Origin of the sequence: Nonomuraea sp. NPDC047897, from assembly GCF_043204415.1 — a bacterium.
Taxonomy (GTDB): Bacteria; Actinomycetota; Actinomycetes; order Streptosporangiales; family Streptosporangiaceae; genus Nonomuraea.
In genome coordinates, this window is record NZ_JBIDCC010000001.1 from 541,515 (window position 1) to 559,692 (window position 18,178).

17 protein-coding genes and 1 tRNA gene are annotated in these 18,178 nt (G+C 72.2%); 9 read left to right on the forward strand and 9 right to left on the reverse strand.

The genetic code is table 11. The features are described 5' to 3' along the window. Positions 1 to 62: 62 nt before the first annotated feature. Together ACGF0J_RS02450 and ACGF0J_RS02455 are read left to right on the forward strand one after the other, a co-directional pair. Positions 63 to 842: an SURF1 family protein gene (locus ACGF0J_RS02450; protein WP_393141540.1), complete on the forward strand. Its 780-nt coding sequence runs from the start codon at positions 63 to 65 to the stop codon at positions 840 to 842. 3 nt (positions 843 to 845) lie between these two features. Next, positions 846 to 1,157 (forward strand): DUF3817 domain-containing protein, encoded by a 312-nt coding sequence (locus tag ACGF0J_RS02455; protein ID WP_393141542.1) that lies wholly within the window; start codon positions 846 to 848, stop codon positions 1,155 to 1,157. A gap of 30 nt (positions 1,158 to 1,187) precedes the next feature. On the opposite strand, the gene ACGF0J_RS02460 is transcribed toward ACGF0J_RS02455, so the two are convergent. The 3 genes from ACGF0J_RS02460 to ACGF0J_RS02470 form a co-directional block, all read right to left on the reverse strand. Further along, positions 1,188 to 1,379: a hypothetical protein gene (locus ACGF0J_RS02460; protein WP_393141544.1), complete on the reverse strand. Its 192-nt coding sequence runs from the start codon at positions 1,377 to 1,379 to the stop codon at positions 1,188 to 1,190. A gap of 120 nt (positions 1,380 to 1,499) precedes the next feature. Beyond that, on the reverse strand, positions 1,500 to 2,624 hold the full coding sequence (locus tag ACGF0J_RS02465) for a protein kinase (protein WP_393141546.1): 1,125 nt from the start codon (positions 2,622 to 2,624) through the stop codon (positions 1,500 to 1,502). Between the two features lie 185 nt (positions 2,625 to 2,809). Continuing rightward, the gene (locus ACGF0J_RS02470; RefSeq protein WP_393141548.1) at positions 2,810 to 3,484 is read right to left on the reverse strand and encodes a pyridoxal 5'-phosphate synthase; all 675 of its coding nucleotides are present in this window, start codon (positions 3,482 to 3,484) and stop codon (positions 2,810 to 2,812) included. Between the two features lie 257 nt (positions 3,485 to 3,741). On the opposite strand from ACGF0J_RS02470, the gene ACGF0J_RS02475 reads away from it, so the two are divergent. From ACGF0J_RS02475 to ACGF0J_RS02485, 3 genes are read left to right on the forward strand one after another with little or no spacing between them, the layout of a single operon-like run. Continuing rightward, complete coding sequence (locus tag ACGF0J_RS02475; protein WP_393141550.1) at positions 3,742 to 5,280, forward strand: amidohydrolase family protein; 1,539 nt, start codon at positions 3,742 to 3,744, stop codon at positions 5,278 to 5,280. 14 nt (positions 5,281 to 5,294) lie between these two features. Next, positions 5,295 to 6,377 carry an alanine racemase gene (locus ACGF0J_RS02480; protein WP_393141552.1) on the forward strand — a complete coding sequence of 361 codons (1,083 nt, stop codon included), beginning with the start codon at positions 5,295 to 5,297 and terminating at the stop codon, positions 6,375 to 6,377. Positions 6,378 to 6,399: 22 nt separating this feature from the next. Next, a complete protein-coding gene (locus tag ACGF0J_RS02485) occupies positions 6,400 to 7,590 on the forward strand; it encodes a hypothetical protein (RefSeq protein WP_393141554.1) in 1,191 nt (396 codons plus the stop codon). Positions 7,591 to 7,599: 9 nt separating this feature from the next. On the opposite strand, the gene ACGF0J_RS02490 is transcribed toward ACGF0J_RS02485, so the two are convergent. Both ACGF0J_RS02490 and ACGF0J_RS02495 read right to left on the reverse strand, forming a co-directional pair. Continuing rightward, a complete protein-coding gene (locus tag ACGF0J_RS02490) occupies positions 7,600 to 8,157 on the reverse strand; it encodes a TetR/AcrR family transcriptional regulator (RefSeq protein ID WP_393141556.1) in 558 nt (185 codons plus the stop codon). A 4-nt stretch (positions 8,158 to 8,161) separates the two neighbouring features. Further along, on the reverse strand, positions 8,162 to 8,779 hold the full coding sequence (locus tag ACGF0J_RS02495) for a LysE family translocator (RefSeq protein WP_393141558.1): 618 nt from the start codon (positions 8,777 to 8,779) through the stop codon (positions 8,162 to 8,164). A 102-nt stretch (positions 8,780 to 8,881) separates the two neighbouring features. Here ACGF0J_RS02495 and ACGF0J_RS02500 point away from each other — a divergent pair, with 102 nt between their 5' ends. Then, positions 8,882 to 11,665, forward strand: coding sequence for an ATP-binding protein (locus ACGF0J_RS02500; protein WP_393141560.1), 2,784 nt, complete (start codon positions 8,882 to 8,884; stop codon positions 11,663 to 11,665). 207 nt (positions 11,666 to 11,872) lie between these two features. Then, on the forward strand, positions 11,873 to 12,211 hold the full coding sequence (locus ACGF0J_RS02505; RefSeq protein WP_393141562.1) for a type II toxin-antitoxin system PemK/MazF family toxin: 339 nt from the start codon (positions 11,873 to 11,875) through the stop codon (positions 12,209 to 12,211). 71 nt (positions 12,212 to 12,282) lie between these two features. On the opposite strand, the gene ACGF0J_RS02510 is transcribed toward ACGF0J_RS02505, so the two are convergent. Beyond that, the gene (locus ACGF0J_RS02510) at positions 12,283 to 12,726 is read right to left on the reverse strand and encodes a GNAT family N-acetyltransferase (RefSeq protein WP_393141564.1); all 444 of its coding nucleotides are present in this window, start codon (positions 12,724 to 12,726) and stop codon (positions 12,283 to 12,285) included. A gap of 235 nt (positions 12,727 to 12,961) precedes the next feature. Then, the gene (locus tag ACGF0J_RS02515) at positions 12,962 to 13,369 is read right to left on the reverse strand and encodes a response regulator transcription factor (protein ID WP_393141566.1); all 408 of its coding nucleotides are present in this window, start codon (positions 13,367 to 13,369) and stop codon (positions 12,962 to 12,964) included. Positions 13,370 to 13,483: 114 nt separating this feature from the next. Between ACGF0J_RS02515 and ACGF0J_RS02520 the strand changes: the two genes are divergently transcribed. Then, positions 13,484 to 13,555 (forward strand) — tRNA-Arg (locus tag ACGF0J_RS02520). Between the two features lie 221 nt (positions 13,556 to 13,776). On the opposite strand, the gene ACGF0J_RS02525 is transcribed toward ACGF0J_RS02520, so the two are convergent. Continuing rightward, positions 13,777 to 16,011 carry an NACHT domain-containing protein gene (locus ACGF0J_RS02525; RefSeq protein WP_393141568.1) on the reverse strand — a complete coding sequence of 745 codons (2,235 nt, stop codon included), beginning with the start codon at positions 16,009 to 16,011 and terminating at the stop codon, positions 13,777 to 13,779. 205 nt (positions 16,012 to 16,216) lie between these two features. Here ACGF0J_RS02525 and ACGF0J_RS02530 point away from each other — a divergent pair, with 205 nt between their 5' ends. Beyond that, the gene (locus ACGF0J_RS02530; RefSeq protein ID WP_393141828.1) at positions 16,217 to 16,879 is read left to right on the forward strand and encodes a DNA alkylation repair protein; all 663 of its coding nucleotides are present in this window, start codon (positions 16,217 to 16,219) and stop codon (positions 16,877 to 16,879) included. A 203-nt stretch (positions 16,880 to 17,082) separates the two neighbouring features. On the opposite strand, the gene ACGF0J_RS02535 is transcribed toward ACGF0J_RS02530, so the two are convergent. Beyond that, the gene (locus ACGF0J_RS02535) at positions 17,083 to 17,862 is read right to left on the reverse strand and encodes a BTAD domain-containing putative transcriptional regulator (protein ID WP_393141569.1); all 780 of its coding nucleotides are present in this window, start codon (positions 17,860 to 17,862) and stop codon (positions 17,083 to 17,085) included. Between the last annotated feature and the right edge of the window lie 316 nt (positions 17,863 to 18,178).

Sequence of the window (18,178 nt, forward strand, 5' to 3'; positions counted from 1 at the left end):
TTACCGTGATCGGCAGGTGGGCTGATTAGGGGACCGGCCGGGTCGCCGGATAGCTTTGAAGCATGTTGAGGACCCTGCTCTCACCCCGCATGCTGGGGCTGCATCTGCTGACGATCGGGGTCGTCATCGCCTTCATCCTGCTCGGCCGCTGGCAGCTCGGCGTCTTCCAGGACTCCGGCAGGCCGCAGGCGTCCGCCGACCCCGCGCCCGTCGCGGTCACCGCGCTCGCCCCCGTCGGCGCCCAACTCGGGGGCGAGGCGGTGGGACGCCGGGTCACCGCCGAGGGCGTCTACGACGCGCAGCGTCAGCTCCTGGTCGCCGACCGGGTGCCCGACGTCGACGCGCCCGGCGGCAACGTCGCCCGCGGCAAGGGCTACTGGGTGCTCACACCGCTCCGGCTCGACGACGGCACGCTGCTGCCGGTCGTCCGGGGCTGGGTGGCCGAGGCCGGCGATCCGGCCACCGTTGTGCCCGAGGGCAGGGTCGCGCTGTCCGGGAGGCTGCGCCCGCAGCAGGGCACCGACAGCGTGCAGCGGCGGGCCGAGGGGCTGCCCGAGGGGCAGGTGCAGACCGTGTCCACGGGCGAGCTGCTCAACCTGTGGAACGGCGAGCAGGTCCGCGCCGGCTACGTGGTCGCCCAGGAGGCCTCGGGCGGGCTCACCCCGGTGCGGGTCTCACCGCCGGTCGTCGGCGGCACTCTGACCTGGCGTAACCTGGCCTACGCCGCCAACTGGTGGATTTTCGCCGGGTTCGCCGTGTTCATGTGGTTCCACTTCGTGCGCGACGGCGTTCGCGCGGATCGGGACCGTCGTCAATCACCTCAGATGGTGCTGGAAGGTTAATCGGTGGAATCGGCTCTCAAACCCTTCCGGGTGCTCGCCTACATCGTCGGCGTGATGCTGCTCGTCCTCTGCGTGGCGATGGTGCTCAGGTACGGCTTCGGCAACCCGGACCTGTCGAAGATCACCGCGCCCATCCACGGCTTCTTCTACATGGTCTACCTGGTCGCCGTGATGAACCTCGGCATGAAGGGGCGCTGGTCCTGGCCGTACATGCTGGGCATCATGCTCGGCGGCACCGTGCCGTTCCTGTCGTTCTTCGTGGAGCACCGGGTGACCCAGAAGGTGCGGGCGGAGCTGGCGGCGGCGGGCGCCTGAGCCGCCCGCCGCGCCGCCGCCGCACCGGGCTCAGTGGCCGATGCCGCGCTTGCGGGCCCGCTTGAGCCGCGCCCGCTGCGACGGGTCCAGCATCATGTACCCGACCACCGGGGCGGCGACCACGCCGAGGACGACCAGCAGGGTGACCCATCCCGGCAAGAAGATCAAGGACAGCAGCACCGCGGCGCCGGCGCCGATGGCGTACTTCTGGACTGGCGACATCCTCTTCCTCCAACGCGGAGCGCACGCCCCGCCTCTCCCACATTGTGCGTCCCCCGTCCAACGAGTGGGAGCACCGTCGCGGTTCCGTTCGCGATGTATCGCAAAACCGGGACCTGGCGGTCAGGCCGGGACGGCGACCGCGCGCAGGTCCTCGCGGAGGCCGGCGGGGTCGCCGCGCCGGGCGGGGTCGCCCGACAGCAGCCGGAACAGCACGGGAGCCAGCGCCCCGGCCCTCGTGAGTGGCGCTCCCGGAGCGGGCGGGTGGCCTTCCACGGCGGCGAACAGCGTCGCCCCGAGCGCCCACAGGTCGGCCGCCGGGCTCGGCACCCCCTCGGGGGCCCGGAAGGCGGGCGCGGCCGGACCCGCCACCCGCGCCGGCACCAGCCACGCCGCCGCACCCGCGGGGCCCGCCGCACCCCGAGGGCCAGCTTCGCCGGCGGGAAGGACGTCGGGGACGAGGACGCTGGACGGGTGGACGGCGCCGTGGCGCTCCCCACGGGCGTGCGCGGCGGCCAACTGGTCCAGAACGGCCAGCCCGACGGCGGCCGCCCGCGCCGGCGACAACGGCCCCGACACGGCGAGCACCTCGTCCAGGGAACGCTCCACCGCGAGCCGGTCGAGCGTCTCCGCCACCGTCTCGACCGGCGGCGGCCCCAGCGGATCGAGCATGGCCCTGACCAGCGCCCGCAGCGGGTCGGTGCCCGCGGCCGGCACGGAGCCGGGCGGCCGGCCCTCGACGGCGAAGTGCAGGGTGGCCGCCAGCGACCACAGGTCGGCCGAGGGCCGCAGCCCCGCCTGAGGCAGCCCGAAACCCGTCAGCAGCGCCCGTCCCGTCGTGGTCAGCAGCACGTTGCCCGGGTTGACCCGCCCGTGCACGAGCCCGGCGGCGTGCGCGGTGAGCACGGCGGCCAGCACGCCCACCCCCACCCTGGCGGCCTGCAGGGGCGGCAGCGGCCCGCGCGCCGCCACGGTCCGCTCCAGCGCGGCGCCCGAGACGAACTCCATCACCAGCCACGGAACGCCGCCCTCGACCACCACGTCGAGCACCGGGACGACGCATGGATGCCGCAGCCCGGCCGCCAGCCGGGCGTCACGCACCGCGGCGTCGCGCGACTCGGGCGGCAGCCGCAGCTCGCGCACCGCGACGTCGCGGTGCGCCGTCTCGTCGAAGGCCAGCCGCACGGAGCCCCCGCCCAGGGGGTTCAGCAGCCGGTAGCGGCCTGCGAGCCTCGTGGTGTCTCCCATCGCAAAGGGCACGATAGCGGCACGTCCGCGGCCGAAGCCACGCTCAGGCCCGAGCGGGGGGCGGCTGCGGTGGCGGTCGCCGCCGGAGGAAGCCGCCCGCATGCAGCTGCCGTGCGGGAATCGCGCCACCGCCTCGCCCGGAAGATCGCCTTCGGCAACCTGAGCGAGCAGGTAGGTACCGGAGGTCAGGGCCACAGCCGCTGACGCGACCACGCCTGCCCGTCACGCCGGTAGCACAGGCGGGTGTGCCGGCGGTCGTGGTCGGCCTGCCAGAACTCGACCTCGTGGGCGGTGAGGGCGTACAGCGTCCACGTCGGGGACACCAGGCCGGGGTCGGCTTCGATCGCGGCCTTGGCCCGGCGGAACGCCTCGTCGAGGTCGGCGGGGTCGTCCAGGGGCTGGGACTGGCGGCCGATGAGCGCTTCGGCGCGTGAGCCCTCGGGCCGGGCCAGGAAGTCCGCGGCTCCGGCCTCGGGTCCGGCGGAGGCGACGGGCCCGCGGACGCGGATCTGCCGGCCGACCTGCGGCCAGTAGAAGGTCAGCGCGGCGTGCGGGTTGGCGGCCAGGTCGCGGCCTTTGGCGCTGGTGGCGCTGGTGGCGAAGTACCAGCGGCCTTCGTCGTCCACGTTCTTGCAGATCAGCACACGCGTCGACGGGCGGCCTGCGGCGTCGGCGGTGGCCAGGCTCATGGCGTGCGGCGAGCTGACCTTGTCGTCCACGGCTTGCGTGAGCCACTCGACGAACAGCCGCACCGGATGGTCCGGCGCCCGGTCGACGTCGAAGGCGGGCAGGTGTTCGGGGAAGACCTGCAGCGTGCGCAGCAGCGTCGTGAGGTCGATCGTCGTCGACTCGTCGCTCATACGGTGGGCTCCTCGTAGGTCGGGGAAGGTCCGTGCGTGTCCGCGGGGGCCGCACCAGACTAGGACGGTGACCGGGATCGCGCTGGAGAGGGTGGTGCATCCGCCGTGATGTGGTCAGGTAGGTATCAGCCCATCGCGATGGCCGCGCTCCAGAGTGCCGCCGCCGTGAAGCCGGGCCCCGCGGCCTTCGCATCCGGCGCGGCGGCGGGCCGCCGGCATCGGGCCCGAACGGGCGCTCGATCGGGTTTAATCCTTGGGTGGCATTCGACGTGATCATCAGCGGGGGCCGGGTGCTCGACGGCACCGGCGCCCCGCCGTACCGGGCCGACCTGGCCGTCAGCGGCGACCGCGTCGCGGCGGTGGGCCGGCTCGACGGCGCCCGGGCCGGCACCGTGATCGACGCGGACGGACGGTTGGTGGCGCCCGGGTTCGTCGACTGCCACGCGCACGGCGACGCCGCCGTGTTCGACCCGATGGTGCAGCAGGCGGCGCTGCGCCAGGGGGTGACCACCTTCGTGCTCGGCCAGGACGGGCTGTCCTTCGCCCCCGGCTCGGCCGCCACCGTCGCCTACGCCTCCCGCTACTTCGCGGCCGTCAACGGCGCGCCCCCGATCGACGGGCCGCTGACGGTGGGGGCACTGCTCGACTGCTACGACCGGGCCGTCGCGGTCAACACCGCCTACCTCGTCCCGCACGGGACCGTCCGCTACGACGTCATGGGCCCGTCCCCCGGCGCCGCCGCGCCGGACGACCTCGCCCGCATGCGCGCCCACGTCGAACGGGGCCTGGTGGACGGCGCCGTGGGCCTGTCGAGCGGCCTGGAGTACCTGCCCGGCCGCTACGCCTCGGCGGCGGAGCTGGCCGCGCTCTGCGAGCCGCTCGCGCTCGCCGGCCTGCCGTACGTGACCCACATGCGCGCCTACGGCGACGGCGCCGCGGCCGGCATGACGGAGGCGGCCGAGATCGGGGTCCGGTCCGGCGCGGCCGTCCACGTCTCCCACCTGCACGGGCCGGCCGGCGTGCTGCTGCCGCTGGTGGAGGAGGCGCTCGGCCGCGACGTCGACCTGACCTTCGACACCTACCCCTACCTGCGCGGCAGCACCATCCTGGCGATGGTCGTGCTGCCGCCCGACGTCCCCGGCGCCGAGCCGGACCGGGCGCTGGAGATGCTCGCCTCCGGCGAGCTCGACGCCTGGTGGCCCGGCCTGGAGGAGACGTGGCCGCGGCTGACGATCTCCCACGCGCCGGGTCTCGCCTGGGCCGAAGGGCTCGGCGTGGTCGAGGCGGCCGAGCGGGCCGGCGTCCGCCCGGCCGAGTTCTGCCGCCGCCTGCTCATCGAGACGCGCCTGGAGGCAGGCTGCGTGCTCGCCCGCCCCGACGAGGGACCCGAGGGGGAGGAGTCCGTCCGCCGCATGCTCCGCCACCCCGCCCAGACCGGCGGCTCCGACGGCATCTACGTCGGCGGCCATCCGCATCCGCGGGGGTTCGGGGCCTTCGCCCGGTTCCTCGGCCGGCATGTGCGCGAGCTGGGCGACTGGACGTGGGAGCAGGCGATCGTGCACCTGGCCTCCCACCCGGCGCGCCGCTTCGGGCTGGCCGACCGCGGGCTGCTGCGGCCGGGGTTCGCGGCGGACGTCGTGGTGTTCGACCCGGCGATGGTGGCCGACCGGGCGACGTACACCGCTCCCCGCGCCCTGGCGACCGGGGTGGACGACGTGCTGGTGTCGGGAACACGGGTGCTGGCCGGTGGCGAGCCGACCGGGGCGACCCCCGGCCGGGCCCTCCGCCCTTCGTGATCGGGGGAGAAGAGATGGACATGCGGCAAAGCCTCGGACGGTCGATCTTCGACGGTGGCCTGTCGTTCCCGCTGATGGTGGTGCACCGCGAGGCCCTGGAGCACAACATCGCGCTCATGGCCGCCTTCGCCCGCGACCACGGCATGCGGCTCGCACCGCACGTCAAGACGCACATGTCGCCGGAGATCGCCGCCATGCAACTGGAGGCGGGCGCGTGGGGGCTGACCGTGGCCACCCCGCGGCAGGCCATGACGGCCCGTGAGTTCGGCGCCCGGCGCATCGTGCTGGCCAACCAGGTCGTGGACGCCGCCGGGCTCGACTGGATCGCCGCCGAGTGCGAGCGCGACCCCGGCTTCGAGCTCTACAGCTTCGCCGACTCCGCGGCCGGGGTGGACATCCTCGCCGGGCACAAGCCCGCCCGGCCGTACCGGGTGCTGGTCGAGATGGGGCACGCGGGCGGGCGGGCCGGCTGCCGCTCGCTGGACGACCTGCTCGCCCTGGCCCGCCGCGTCCAGGAGACGCCCGGCGTCGAGCTGGCCGGCGTCGCCGGCTACGAGGGCGCTCTGACCACCGCGGAGGAGGTCCGCTCCTACCTGCGGGTGCTGCAGGAGGCCGTCGAGCACCTGCGGGTGAGGAACCCGGTCCTGTCCGTCGGCGGCAGCCAGTGGTTCGACGTGATCGGCCGGGAACTGGTCGCCACCCAGGCCACGATCGTGCTGCGCAGCGGCGCGTACGTCACCCACGACGACGGCTACTACCGCGAGCGCACCCCGTACAACCGGATGGACGGCGAGCTGCGGCCGGCGCTGGAGGTGTGGGCGCACGTGCTGTCCACCCCCGAGCCGGGACTCGCCGTCGTCGGCATGGGCAAGCGTGACGCCCCCTACGACGAGGGGCTGCCCATCCCCAAGCGCGGCGGCGTCACGGTGCTGAAGATGCAGGACCAGCACACGCTCGTGCACGCCGACGGGTTGCGGCCCGGCGACCTGCTCGCGTTCGGCATCTCCCACCCGTGCACGGCGTTCGACAAGTGGCGGGCGCTGCCGGTGGTGGACCGCGAGTACCGGATCGTCGGGTCCGTCCACACCCGCTTCTAGATCGGGACTGTAGGGTCGCTTCGTGGACAGTTCGGTGTACGTCTTCGCCGAGGACCTGCGCGGTGAGGGAGTCGAGCGGGTGCTCGACAGGATCAGGGGGTACGGCGTCGCGGGTGTCACCGTCGGAGCCGTGCACCACGCCACCCGCGACGTCACCCCGCACGGGCTGTCCCGGCTGACCGTCCGCCACGACGCGGCCCACTTCGCCCCGCCGGCCGACCTGTTCGCCGGGCTGCGGCTCAGGCCCGCCACGGGGCACGCCGACGTGTTCGACGGGTTGCGCGACGCCTGCGCCGAGCGTGGGCTCGCGTTGCACGGGTGGGCCGTGTTCCTGGTCAACGCCACGCTCGGTGCCAGGCATCCCGACGTGACCGTGCGCGACTGTTTCGGCGACCGCGGGGCGCCCGCCGACCTGTGCCCCGCCCACCCCGACGTCCGCGCCTACGCCGTGGCGCTGGCCCGCTCGGTGGCCCGGCTCGGCGTCGACAGCGTGGTGGCCGAGTCGCTGCACTTCGGCCCGTTCCGGCCGGAGCGGTCGTTCGTGCCGCTCGGGCCGATGGACGCCTACCTGTTGGGCCTGTGCTTCTGCGACCACTGCATGACCCGCGCCGCCGACCTGGGCGTGGACGCCGAGATGGCGCGCGAGGAGTGCGCCGGCATCGTCGGGCGGGTGCTCGACGGCGACGCTCCGGCGCAGGGCGAGGTGACCCGCGCCGCGCTGACCGCCTACGCCGGCCCCGACGTGGTGGCCTACGCCCGCGCCCGGTCCGAGACCGTGACGACGCTGGTGTCGGAGGTGGCCTCGGCCGTGGCGGGCGAGGGGTCCAGGCTGGTGTTCGTCGACTCGACCGGGGCGGTGAAGGGCTGCACCGACGGGCTGCCGACGCCCGGGCTCGCCGCCCACGACGCCTGGCAGCTCGGCGTCGACCTGGTGGCGCTGGGCGACCTGGTGCCGGGCTTCGGCGTGCTCGCCTACGCCCGCGACGCGGCGCGCGTGGCCGACGACGTGGGAGCCTACCTGCGGTCGGTGGGCAAGGACCGGGAGGTGCGGGCGGTGCTGCGGCCCGGCCACCCGGACAGCGACTCGGCCGACCGGCTCGCCGCCAAGGTCCGCGCGGCCAAGGCGGCGGGGGCGGCAGCGGTCGATTTCTACGCCTACGGGCTGGCGCCGCACGCGGTGCTCGACCGCATCCCGGCCGTCCTGGCCCTGTGACGCGCCGTCCTACGGGGCGGCGGCGGGTGCCCGTACGCCGTCGAGCACGGCCGAGACGGCCCGCGACGCGAAGTCGTCGTCCAGCGGCAGGCCCCTGAAGACCGCCCGCAGCCACACCGCCCCCGCCAGCAGGTCCACCACGAGCATCGGGTCGGCGGCGGCCGGCTCGCCGCGCCGCGCCGCCCGTTCGAAGATCTGCCGCTCCCGGGCGAACCGGTCGGCGAAGAACGCGCGCGCGTCCAGGTCCGGATGCCGTACGGCGGCGCCGAGCGCGGCCACCACCACGTCCCGGGCGGGCGGCTCGGTGAGCAGCCGGACGACGCCCTCGACCAGCGCGACCAGGTCGCCGCGCAGGCTGCCCGTGTCCGGCGGCTCGAACCCCAGCACGTCGGCCTCGACCAGCGCCGCCCCGAGCAGGGCCGCCTTCGACGGCCACCAGCGGTAGATCGTCGTCTTGTTGACGCCCGACCGCTCGGCCACCCCCTCGACCGTCAGCCCGTCGTAGCCGCGCTCCGCCACCAGCCGCAGCGTCGCGTCGAAGATCTCCTGCTGCTTCCTCGGCCCCATGCGGTCATTTTCTCCCGGTGAACGCCGTCGCCACGCCCAGCCCCAGGTACACCACGCCGCTGAAGTAGCGCAGCGCCCTGGCCCGCCCGGCCAGGCGGCCGCCCAACGCCCCTGCCGTGAACGCGTACACGATGTCCGACAGCAGGCCGAGCAGCAGCAGCGTCACCCCGAGCAGCACGATCTGCAGCGCCGGCGACCCGGCGGCCGGGTCCACGAACTGCGGCAGCAGCGCCAGGAAGAACAGCGTCACCTTGGGGTTCAGGACGTTGACGAGCACGCCTTCGAGGAACACCTTGCGCAGCGGCTGCGGTTTCAGCGCCTCGCCGGCGGCTCCGTCCTTGCCGGTGAAGGCGCGGACGCCGAGGTAGACGAGGTAGGCGACGCCCGCCCACTTGACGATCCCGAACAGGGTCGCCGAGGTGGAGATCACGTACGAGAGTCCGGCGGCGGCGGCCGCGATGTGCACGAGCGTGCCCGTCTCGACCCCGAACGCGCTGGCCAGCGCGGCCGCCCGGCCCTGGGCGAGGCCGCGCGCGGTGATGTAGAGGTGGTTGGGGCCGGGCAGCAGCACGAGGGCCAGCGAGGCGCCCACGAACACGAGGAACACGGACCAAGAGATCACGAAATATCAGCTTAGAGAGGGTTTGGTCCTCATCTGGGGTCCAATGGGGGGGCGGTTTCCTGGGCCAATCGCGTGTCGGCGGGGCATGGCATAGTGGCTGGCGTGAAGGGTCTTCTCGTCGGGCGCGCTGCTGAGCTGGCACGACTCGTGCGCGTGCTGGAGGCGGCCGGCGAGGGCACCGCCGGGGTCGCGCTGGTCGGCGGCGACGCCGGCATCGGCAAGACCCGGCTGGCGGGGGAGCTGGTCGCGCTGGCCCGCGAGCGCGGCTTCCACGTGCTGACCGGCCAGTGCGCCGAGCTGGGCGACGCGCTGCCCTACCTCCCCCTGGCCGACGCGCTGCGCGGCGCGCAGCCGGCGGTGCGCGAGGCGGCGGCCGCCCATCCGCTGCTCGGCCAGCTCCTGCCGGGCGTGGAGAGCGCCCCGTCGGCGGGGCTGACCCAGCAGCGGCTGTTCGGCTCGCTGCTCGGGCTGCTCGGCGAGATCCAGCCGGTGCTCTTCGTCATCGAGGACCTGCACTGGGCCGACCGCTCGACCCGAGACCTGCTCGTCTTCCTCAGCCGCATGGTGCAGACCGAGCGGGTCTGCGTGGTCGGCACCTACCGCACCGACGACCTGCACCGCCGCCATCCGCTGCGGCCGGTGCTGGCCGAGCTGAAGCGCCTGCCCGCGGTGACCGCCGTGGAGCTGGGGCCGCTGCACCCCGGCGACATGTCTGACTATGTGGCGACATTGGGGGATGTCGCGGCGCAGGACCTCGGAGAGATCGTCGGCCGCGCCGACGGCAACCCCTTCTACGCCGAGGAGCTCTTCGCCGCCCTCACCGAGGGCGACAGCCTGCCCGACGGCCTGGCCAGCCTGCTGCTGTCCCGCGTCGAAGTGCTGTCCGAGCCGGGGCAGCGGGTGCTGCGGGCCGCCGCCGTGGCCGGGCGGCGGGTCGAGGACGAGCTGCTGCGCGAGGTGTCGGGCCTGCCGCTGGCCGAGTTCGAGGAGGCGGTCCGCGAGATCGTCTCGCGCGGCCTGCTGCGCGTCGACGGCTACGGCTACGCCTTCCGCCACGCCCTCCTGCAGGAGGCCGTCTACACCGACCTGCTCCCCGGCGAGCGCACCCGGCTGCACGCCGCGTTCACGCGGCTGCTCACCTCGCCCGCCGAGCTGGCCCACCACCACCTCGCCGGCCACGACCTCGCCGGCGCCCTGGCCGCCTCCGCCGAGGCAGGCCGGCAGGCCGAGCGCCTCGGCGCGCCCGCCGAGGCGCACCGCCACTACGACCAGGCGCTCGGCCTGTGGGAGCGGGTGGCCGACCCCGAGACGCTGGCCGGCGAGAGCCGGGCCGTGCTCGCCTTCCGCAGCGCCGTGGCCGCCGCCGACAGCGGCGACCTGCACCGCGCGGTCGCCCAGCTCCGCGACCTGCCCCAGACCTGCGAGGTCAGCGAACGGCTGGCCTACTACCTGTTCGAGGCGGACGACCAGGAAGGCGCCATCGCCGCCGCCGAACACGCCGTCGCCACGGCCACCGACCAGGCCGCGCTGGCCCGCGCCCTGGCCACCCACGCCCGCACGCTCTCCTGGAGCCCCCGCCACGCCGAGGGCGAGGGGCTCGCCCGCCGCGCCCTGGAGACCGCCAGGGCGGCCGACGCCCGCGACGCCGAGGTCGGCGCCCTGCTCAGCCTGGCCCTGCACGCCGAGGTCCAGGGCGACCCCGTCCGGGCCCGCGACCTCGCCGCCGCCGCCGTCGCCGTCGGCACCGGCAACCTCGCCATGGACCTGCGCGCCCGCTTCCACCACGCCCGCATCCACTACGACCAGGGCCACCTCGACCAGGCGGCCGAGATCGTCGACGCGGGCATCGAGCTCGCCTTCGCCAACGGGCTCAGATGGAGCACCTACGGCACCGACCTGCGGTTCCTCCGCCTGCTCATCCACTACGTGGCCGGCGACTGGGACCAGGCCGAGGCGGTCGCCGCCACCTTCGGCGCCCGCGTCGGCACCAGCCCCGAGGCGGTCCTGTCGTCGTTCGCGCTGTTCGTCGAGGTCGCGCGCGGGCTGCCCGGCGTCGACCAGCGCCTGGAATGGGTGCGGCCGTTCTGGTCCGACGCACTCGTGGCCTACATGTCCCGGGGCCTGGCCGCCGAGCACGCGCTCTGGCGGGGCGACCCCGAGCTGGCGCTCTCCCACGTCCGAGCCGTGATCGACGCGCTGCAGCCCGGCGACCCGGGCATCCTGCGCATCGCCGCGATAGGCCTGTGGGCCCTCGGCGACCTCGGCGTGGTGGCCGACGCCGACGACCTGCTCGCCAAGGCCCGGCTCGCCGTGGACGAGGGGCCCGTCGGGCAGCGCGGCGAGCTGGGCCCCGAAGGCCGGGCCTGGGCGTTGCGCGTCGAGGCCGAGTGGCACCGCGTCCACGGCCGCCTCGACCCGGCGCTGTGGCGGCGCGTCGTGGAGGCGTTCGACTACGGGTTCGTCTACGAGACGGCCCGCGCCCGCTGGCGCCTGGCCGAGGCGCTCCTCACCGCCGGCGACCGCGACGCCGCCCACACCGAGTGGGCGCTGGCCACCGAGGCAGCGGGCAAGCTGCGGGCGGCGCCCCTCGACCACGCGCTGACGGAGTTCGGCCGCCGGGCCCGTTTCACCGGCACCGGCACCGGCACCGGCGGTCCTGGCGGTTCCGGCGGCGGTTCCGGCTCCGGCGACGGCGGGCTGACGGCCCGGGAGGTGGAGGTGCTGCGGTTGGTGGCCGAAGGGCTGACCAACCGCGAGATCGCCGAGCGGCTGTTCATCGCCCAGAAGACGGTCAGCGTCCACGTGTCCAACATCCTCGGCAAACTCGACGCCTCCACCCGCACCCAGGCGGCGGCCACCGCCCGCCAGCGCGGCCTCCTCGACTGACCTCGCACGCCTCCTGCCGGCGGGCAGGGTCTACGCTGTGACTCGCGGCCACCGCATGATCTTCAGTCTTCACACACCGATGACCCACGGTGGCCGCGCCCGTCTTCACCGACCCTCGGTCACGACGTGCGAAGACGGGGCCCCATCCCTTCCGTGTCCCGCACGGGGCACGCAGCGTTCGCCCGCCGTCTCGTGCCAGGAGGACACATGCAACGCGGTGAAGTCTGGTGGGTCGACTTCGATGAGCGACGCCCGGTCGTGCTGCTCTCGGACGAGCAGTCATCCGGGTTTCAGGCGATGCAGGTCGTTGCGCCAGCGGGCGTCGACATCAGCGGCCTGGGCGTTGAAGTGGCCGTAGGAGCCCCGGAAGGACTGCCCTTCGAAGGCGTGCTGCGGTTCGCGTTCCCGCGTCCAGGCTTTACTCCGTGCACATGGCTGACCACCGTGGCCCGGGACGACCTGACCGAGCGGGCGGGCGTGTTGTCCTCCGTGAAGCTCAGCGAGGTAGGAGAAGCCCTCCGTGCCGCTGGACAGAGGAGGGAGTAGACCCCGACGACTGACCGCTGCCCCCTCTCCACCGCACTCCAGCAACAAGATCACGATCTACGGCTGGAGTACTAGGCGAGGTCGATGTCGTACTTGATGAACCCGCGGTTCTCGGCGACCTGGTCGTACAGGCGGCGGGCCGTGGCGTTCGACTCGTGGGTGTGCCAGTAGAGGCGCCCACACCCGCGCTCCCGCGCCCAGCCCGTCACGGCGGAGATGAGCGCGCGGCCCACGCCGCCGCCCCGCGCGTCGGGGGCGGTGAACAGATCCTGCAAGTAGCACAGGTCGGCGCCGGGTGCGGAGGTGCTGGGGTGGGTGAAGAAGTGGGCGATGCCCACGAGCCTGCCGTCCAGCCTGGCGCCGAGCGCGTGCAGCCGCGTGCCGTCCCCGAACTCCTGCCAGGCCCGCGCGTACATCTCGTCCGGCTCGGTCCGGCCGTAGAAGGCGATGTACCCGCGGAACAGCTCCTCCCAGGCGGCCCTGTCGGACGGCAGCAGTCCGCCGATGGTGATCACGTAGTCGTCTCCCGCCGCGAGGTGGTGGTGTCGTGGCCCGAGGCTAGGGGCGGGCGTCCCACCGCGTCAGAGCCACTGGGCGGGCGAAAACGGCGACCACTCGGGCCTCAGCGGCCCTGTGGCGAGACGGTACGCGGTGCACGGGATCGGCGAACCCGGCCACCACGGGCGCGCCGGCCCAAGCCGACGGCGAGGCGTGCCGGTCGAGATCACGCCGCCTGGCGGGAGGACGTCCTCACCGACCCGGGCCCCTACCCGTTCCCCGTGCCGCCGCGGCCAGCTCCCCGACCGCCTCGATCAGCTCCGCCGGGTCGAACGGCTTGGTCAGGTAGGCGTCCACCCCGATGCCCATCCCGCGCCGCCTGTCATCGTCCTGCGCCCGCGCGGTGATCAGCATGACCTTGATGTGCCTGGTCGCCTCACCGTCGCGCAGCCGCTGCGCCGTCTCCCACCCGTCGAGGCGCGGCATCATCACGTCGAGCGTGATCACGTCCGGCATGACGTCCAGCACCCGCTCAAGGCAGTCCTCGCCGTCGGTGGCCGTCACGACCTCGAACCCTTCCAGGCTCAGGTTCACCGCGATCAGTTGGCGGATGACCTCGTCATCGTCCACCACCAGCACCTTGCCCAGCACGTCGCCCACGGCCGCCAAGCTACCCGTAGCGGCGCGATGACATGCGGCTTTCCCCGAGGTGTGATCAGAGGTTTATCGTGTGCGGAGTGGTGCCCGGATGCTGGTAGCCTTGTCACACGTTCGGCCCCCTTAGCTCAGGGGATAGAGCACCGGCCTCCGGAGCCGGGTGCGTAGGTTCGAATCCTACAGGGGGCACATGATCCTGACCGGCGGTTCCGGCCGCTGACCAGGGTGAACGACATAGAAGCGGGCGGGTCTCCAGTCTCACGGAGTCCCGCCCGTTCTCGTTGACGCTCACTGCTCGTGGACCAGTTGTGGACCACGCCAGACGTCGGATCACGAGGGACGGTCAGCCGTGAGTCGTCGAGGCCGGCGTCTCAGGGCCACAGAAGGCGAGGAGCTTCAGTCTTCGCCGGTCAGCGGGGGCGACCGGGCGCCTTGGCGGCACTGAGATGATCTTGTAGTTCGGCGTGGCGGAACTGGTAGAAGGGGCCCACGGTCCGCAGGACGCCCAGGTGGTGCAGATCGTCCAGGAAGCGCATCAAGCGGAACGGCAGCCGTCCTGACGGCCCGAGGTGTGCCAGGGCGACGGTGGACATCAGCCACATGTGCTGGCGTTTGTTCACCAGGCCGAATGCTGTGCCGCAGATGATGCCCATCCCCGCGTCCACGGCCGCGGACGGGTTCGGCGGCACGATGGACGCCTCGTTCATGAAATCGACCGAGAAGCCGACGACCGCTCCCAGGAGCAGTGCGTTCATCACCTGTAGCCCCACGAGGCTTCGGTTGACCCGCCAGGTGGACTGCGGAGTGAGGGCGGCGGTGAACGGCGGGAGCCGGTTCTCGTCTGGTCGGGCGGGCTTCTTGCCCTGCTGTCGCGACACCCGCACGGTCACCCAGCCGATGCCGAGCACTGAGATCAGAGTGGCCAGGCTCATCTTCCAGCCGTGCGCCCACGCGTTGTAGGCCACTGCCGGCAGTCCGAGGCCGGCCGGCATGATGATGAAGATCATCCGTACGTCGGACAGCAGACCGCGGCTGAAGTCCCGCAGCCGTTGCCGTACGCGCAGCGGAGCGAAGTCGGGGGTGCTGGCGGCGTGCACCGCGGACAGGCCGAAGAAGAGGCCGAAGGCCGAGCCGAAGACCGGCCCATAGGTCAGCATGGCGGTCAGCGCGGCGGGAAGTGCGAACGCCAGGCCGCTCAGGGCGCCGATCCAGGTACGGGCGAGCGCGCGCTGTGTTCGGGAGGCGGGCAGCGCCTGGTCGGCCAGCCGCCACCAGGCCAGATCAGGACCGCCTGATTCGGCCTGCAGGCGTGCCAGCAGCTTCGTCCATTGGGTGATGCCGGCCGGGTCCCATGCCGTGGGCCGGATCGTGGTGCGTGCCTTCAGCAGCGCACCAAGGACATTGTCGAGCAGGTGGGCTCGCAGGGCCCGCGCGTCGTCGGCGTACTCGGTCGCCAGCGGAGCCGGGTCGGCGTCCGGCTGGTCGATGTAGACGGCCCGGACCAGCCACAGGCCCAAGGCGGTGGAGGTGACCTCGGCCAGAGCCGGCGCGGCGCCCTCCCTGAGGGCGCGCAAGACCTTGGTCCACGCCGAAGACGCCGAAAGCGCGGGCAGAGCGGTGCTCAGGTAGTCCGCCACGACGTCGCGGTGCAGGGCCTTCGGCGCGATGACGGCGGCGGCCTTGAGCGGGCGCCGTGCGGCGGTGACCGCGTTGTCGTACTCGGTGGTACGCGACGTGATGATCAATTGATCGCGTTCCATGAGCGTGTCGGACAGTTTTTCGATCACCTTGGCGCGGGCGGGCTCCGGCAGCTCGTCGAGGCCGTCGAGAATGGCCAGAATCGAGCCGCGGGCCGCCAGAAGGTCGGCGCCGTCCTGCTGGTTGCCCGGCGTGCGCAAGGCGGCGTAATCGGTGCGCACCCGCTCGGCCACCCAGTCCTGAAAGCGTGGACGGGCTTCGATGTCCCAGTCGGCGACGGGCAGGAGTACCGGGACCGGCTCGTCGTCACCACGCGTGCGGATCAGTTCCAGCATCAATTGGATGGCCAGCGTGGTTTTGCCGGTACCAGGGCCTCCGGTGATGACCAGGCGGCGACGGCGCAGCGCGCGGAAGGCGACGGCGAGCGCCGCGATGTCGTCCGATCGGCCCGACACCGCCGGCTCACGGTCGGCGATCAGGTGCGGATGATCCATGAGCTTGGTTCGGCGGGTTATGTGCCAGGAGACCGGGATGGGCGGATCGCCCAGAGAACGCGTCACCACCTCATCGCTCCACCGGTGGTGGACCAGCTTGGCGAGCTCCCGCATGGTCTCGGTGACGGTCCCGGCGGCGGGGGCGAGCACGCGCCCCGCCCGTTCGACGATCAGACCGGCCGCCACCGCCGCCACGATGGTGCCGGCGAGCCAAGGGCCGCTCCACACACCGTCGTTGAGGACTTGGTTGGCGGCCACCGACACCGCGACCGGCGCGAGCACCATCGACAGCCATAACAGCCAGGCCCGCCACTTCCGTTCGCGCACCATGGCGGCCATCGTAGTGATCGTTACCTGCGGCGGACGACCTTCCATCGCATGGAAGGGAACGAAGTCTCCAGTGACCATCTGAAACGCAACTTTCGCGCCCCTTTCGGGATTTTGGTCTGCCATGTCTCGTCAGCGGTTGAGGGTTGCGGGCCGGATCGGTGACAGCGTGAAACCGAGCGAAACCGCCGGTGAGTGCGCTGGCCCGGTACGTTCGACCCACGGGCGAGCGGCGGACCGACGTGGGCGACCACCGGATGCCCTCCGCCGCGTGAGCGACTCGGATGATGGCAGGAGGCTTGAGGTGACCGAGACGACCGTAGCCGAGGTGATGGCCGAGCTGGCCGCGCTCGAAGACCCGAAGATACGCGAGGTGAACAGGAAGCACGGTGACGATCACGGTGTGAACCTCGGCAAGCTGCGCGCGCTCGCGAAGCGGCTGAAGACGCAGCAGGAGCTCGCGCGCCGGCTCTGGGAGACGGGTGACATCGCAGCGAGGTTGCTGGCGATCCTGATCTGCCGCCCGAAGGCGTTCGAGCGTGACGAGCTGGACGTCATGGTGCGCGAGGCGCGTACGCCCAAGGTGCATGACTGGCTCGTGAACTACGTGGTCAAGAAGAGCCCGCACGCAGAAGAGCTGCGTCTGGCCTGGTTCGCCGATCCGGATCCGGTGGTCGCGAGCGCCGGATGGGCGCTGACCACCGAACGCGTGGCCAGGAGGCCCGAGGGCCTCGACCTCGCGGGACTGCTCGACGTCATCGAGGCCGAGATGAAAGGCGCCCCGGATCGCCTGCAGTGGGCGATGAACCACTGCCTGGCGCAGATCGGGATCGAGCACGCCGAGCACCGTGCCCGTGCCATCGCCATCGGTGAACGGCTGCAGGTGCTCAAGGACTACCCGACTCCACCGAACTGCACGTCCCCGTTCGCGCCCGTCTGGATCTCCGAGATGGTACGGCGAGCGTCCGCCTCGGCCTCGACCGCGAGGAGATGATCAGGCGGGCGACGTTTCCCCTGGCCTCGACCGATCACGATCGGAGGCGGGTGGGGCGTCGATTCGCGCACGAAACCGCCTGAACGGGTGGTGGCGCGCGTCCGCAAGAGGGGTCACGTTCGTGCGCATTCCTCTCCTCGGTCCGTCGGGCTCCAGGCACCCTTTCCGGGCCGCAACCGACACGGGTGATCTCGGGTCCTCCATCAGGAGGCGCCGCTGTGCGCCGCGCTTCCCAAGTCGAGCTCCACGTGCTGATCGATGATCTTTCGGTGCAGTCTTCTGAGGCCAGGACCGGGGGGTTGCCCCAGTTCCTCCTCCAGGAGGCTCTTCCCTTCGTGGTAGAGGTCCAAGGCGAAGTCCTGTCGTCCCGACCGGTAGAGGGCGAGCATCATCTGACATCGCAATCGTTCGTTGAGAGGCGTCTCCTCCAGCCGTTGACGGAGTTCTGCGAGCATCTGGTGGTGCCGTCCCAGCGCGAGTTCGGCGTCGATCCGATTCATCATCGACATCTGACGCAGGTCGTCCAGCCGGGTCGCCTCGGCCGCCAGACAGGGGCTGTCGACGTCTTCCAGCGCCGTCGGCCCGTACCAAAGACCCTCTGCTTCACGGTGAAGGTGGATGGCTTCGATCTGGTCTCCGGCCTGCTGAGCCATGTCGGCCTGTTTCAACAGCCGTTCGAAGAGATTCGCGTCCACGGCATCCTCGTCCAGGTTCAGCACGTATCCGCCGTCCGTGTAGTCCAAGAATCGATGGTACGGAGCCAGGCTCCTTCGCAGCCGGGAGATTCTGATATAGACCTGTTCGCGGGCCGTGGCGATCGGGTTGTTTCCCCACATGGCCTCTACGAGACGCTCGGTCGGAACGATCCGGCCGGCGTTCACGACCAGCGTGGCCAGGGCCTCCCGTGCCTTTCCCCGTGGAAGTTTGAGTGGCTTCTTATCGGCTGCACACCGAATTCTGCCTAGGATCATGAATCTGAGCATGCGCCTTCCTTTTCCCCGAGCGGCGACAACGTTGACTGGTCAGAAAAATGATCGGTATGGCTTCCAGGCGGCACGATACAGGAGAGGGTCATGCAGGTGGGACGGTCGTTCGACCCACATGTCGACGATCCGGCGTCCCCGTGCGAGGAAAGTCGAGGCCGGCCGGGACGCGAGGGGTGGAAATCGTGAACATCGGCAGACGATCCGCAACGGGCGCAGGACGCATGGTGACCGTTGAGGGTGGGTCGCAAAGGGTTCTGAATGGTCGACCGGAATTATCGGTGAGTCTCGTGAATGCAGTACTGCAGGCATGTCG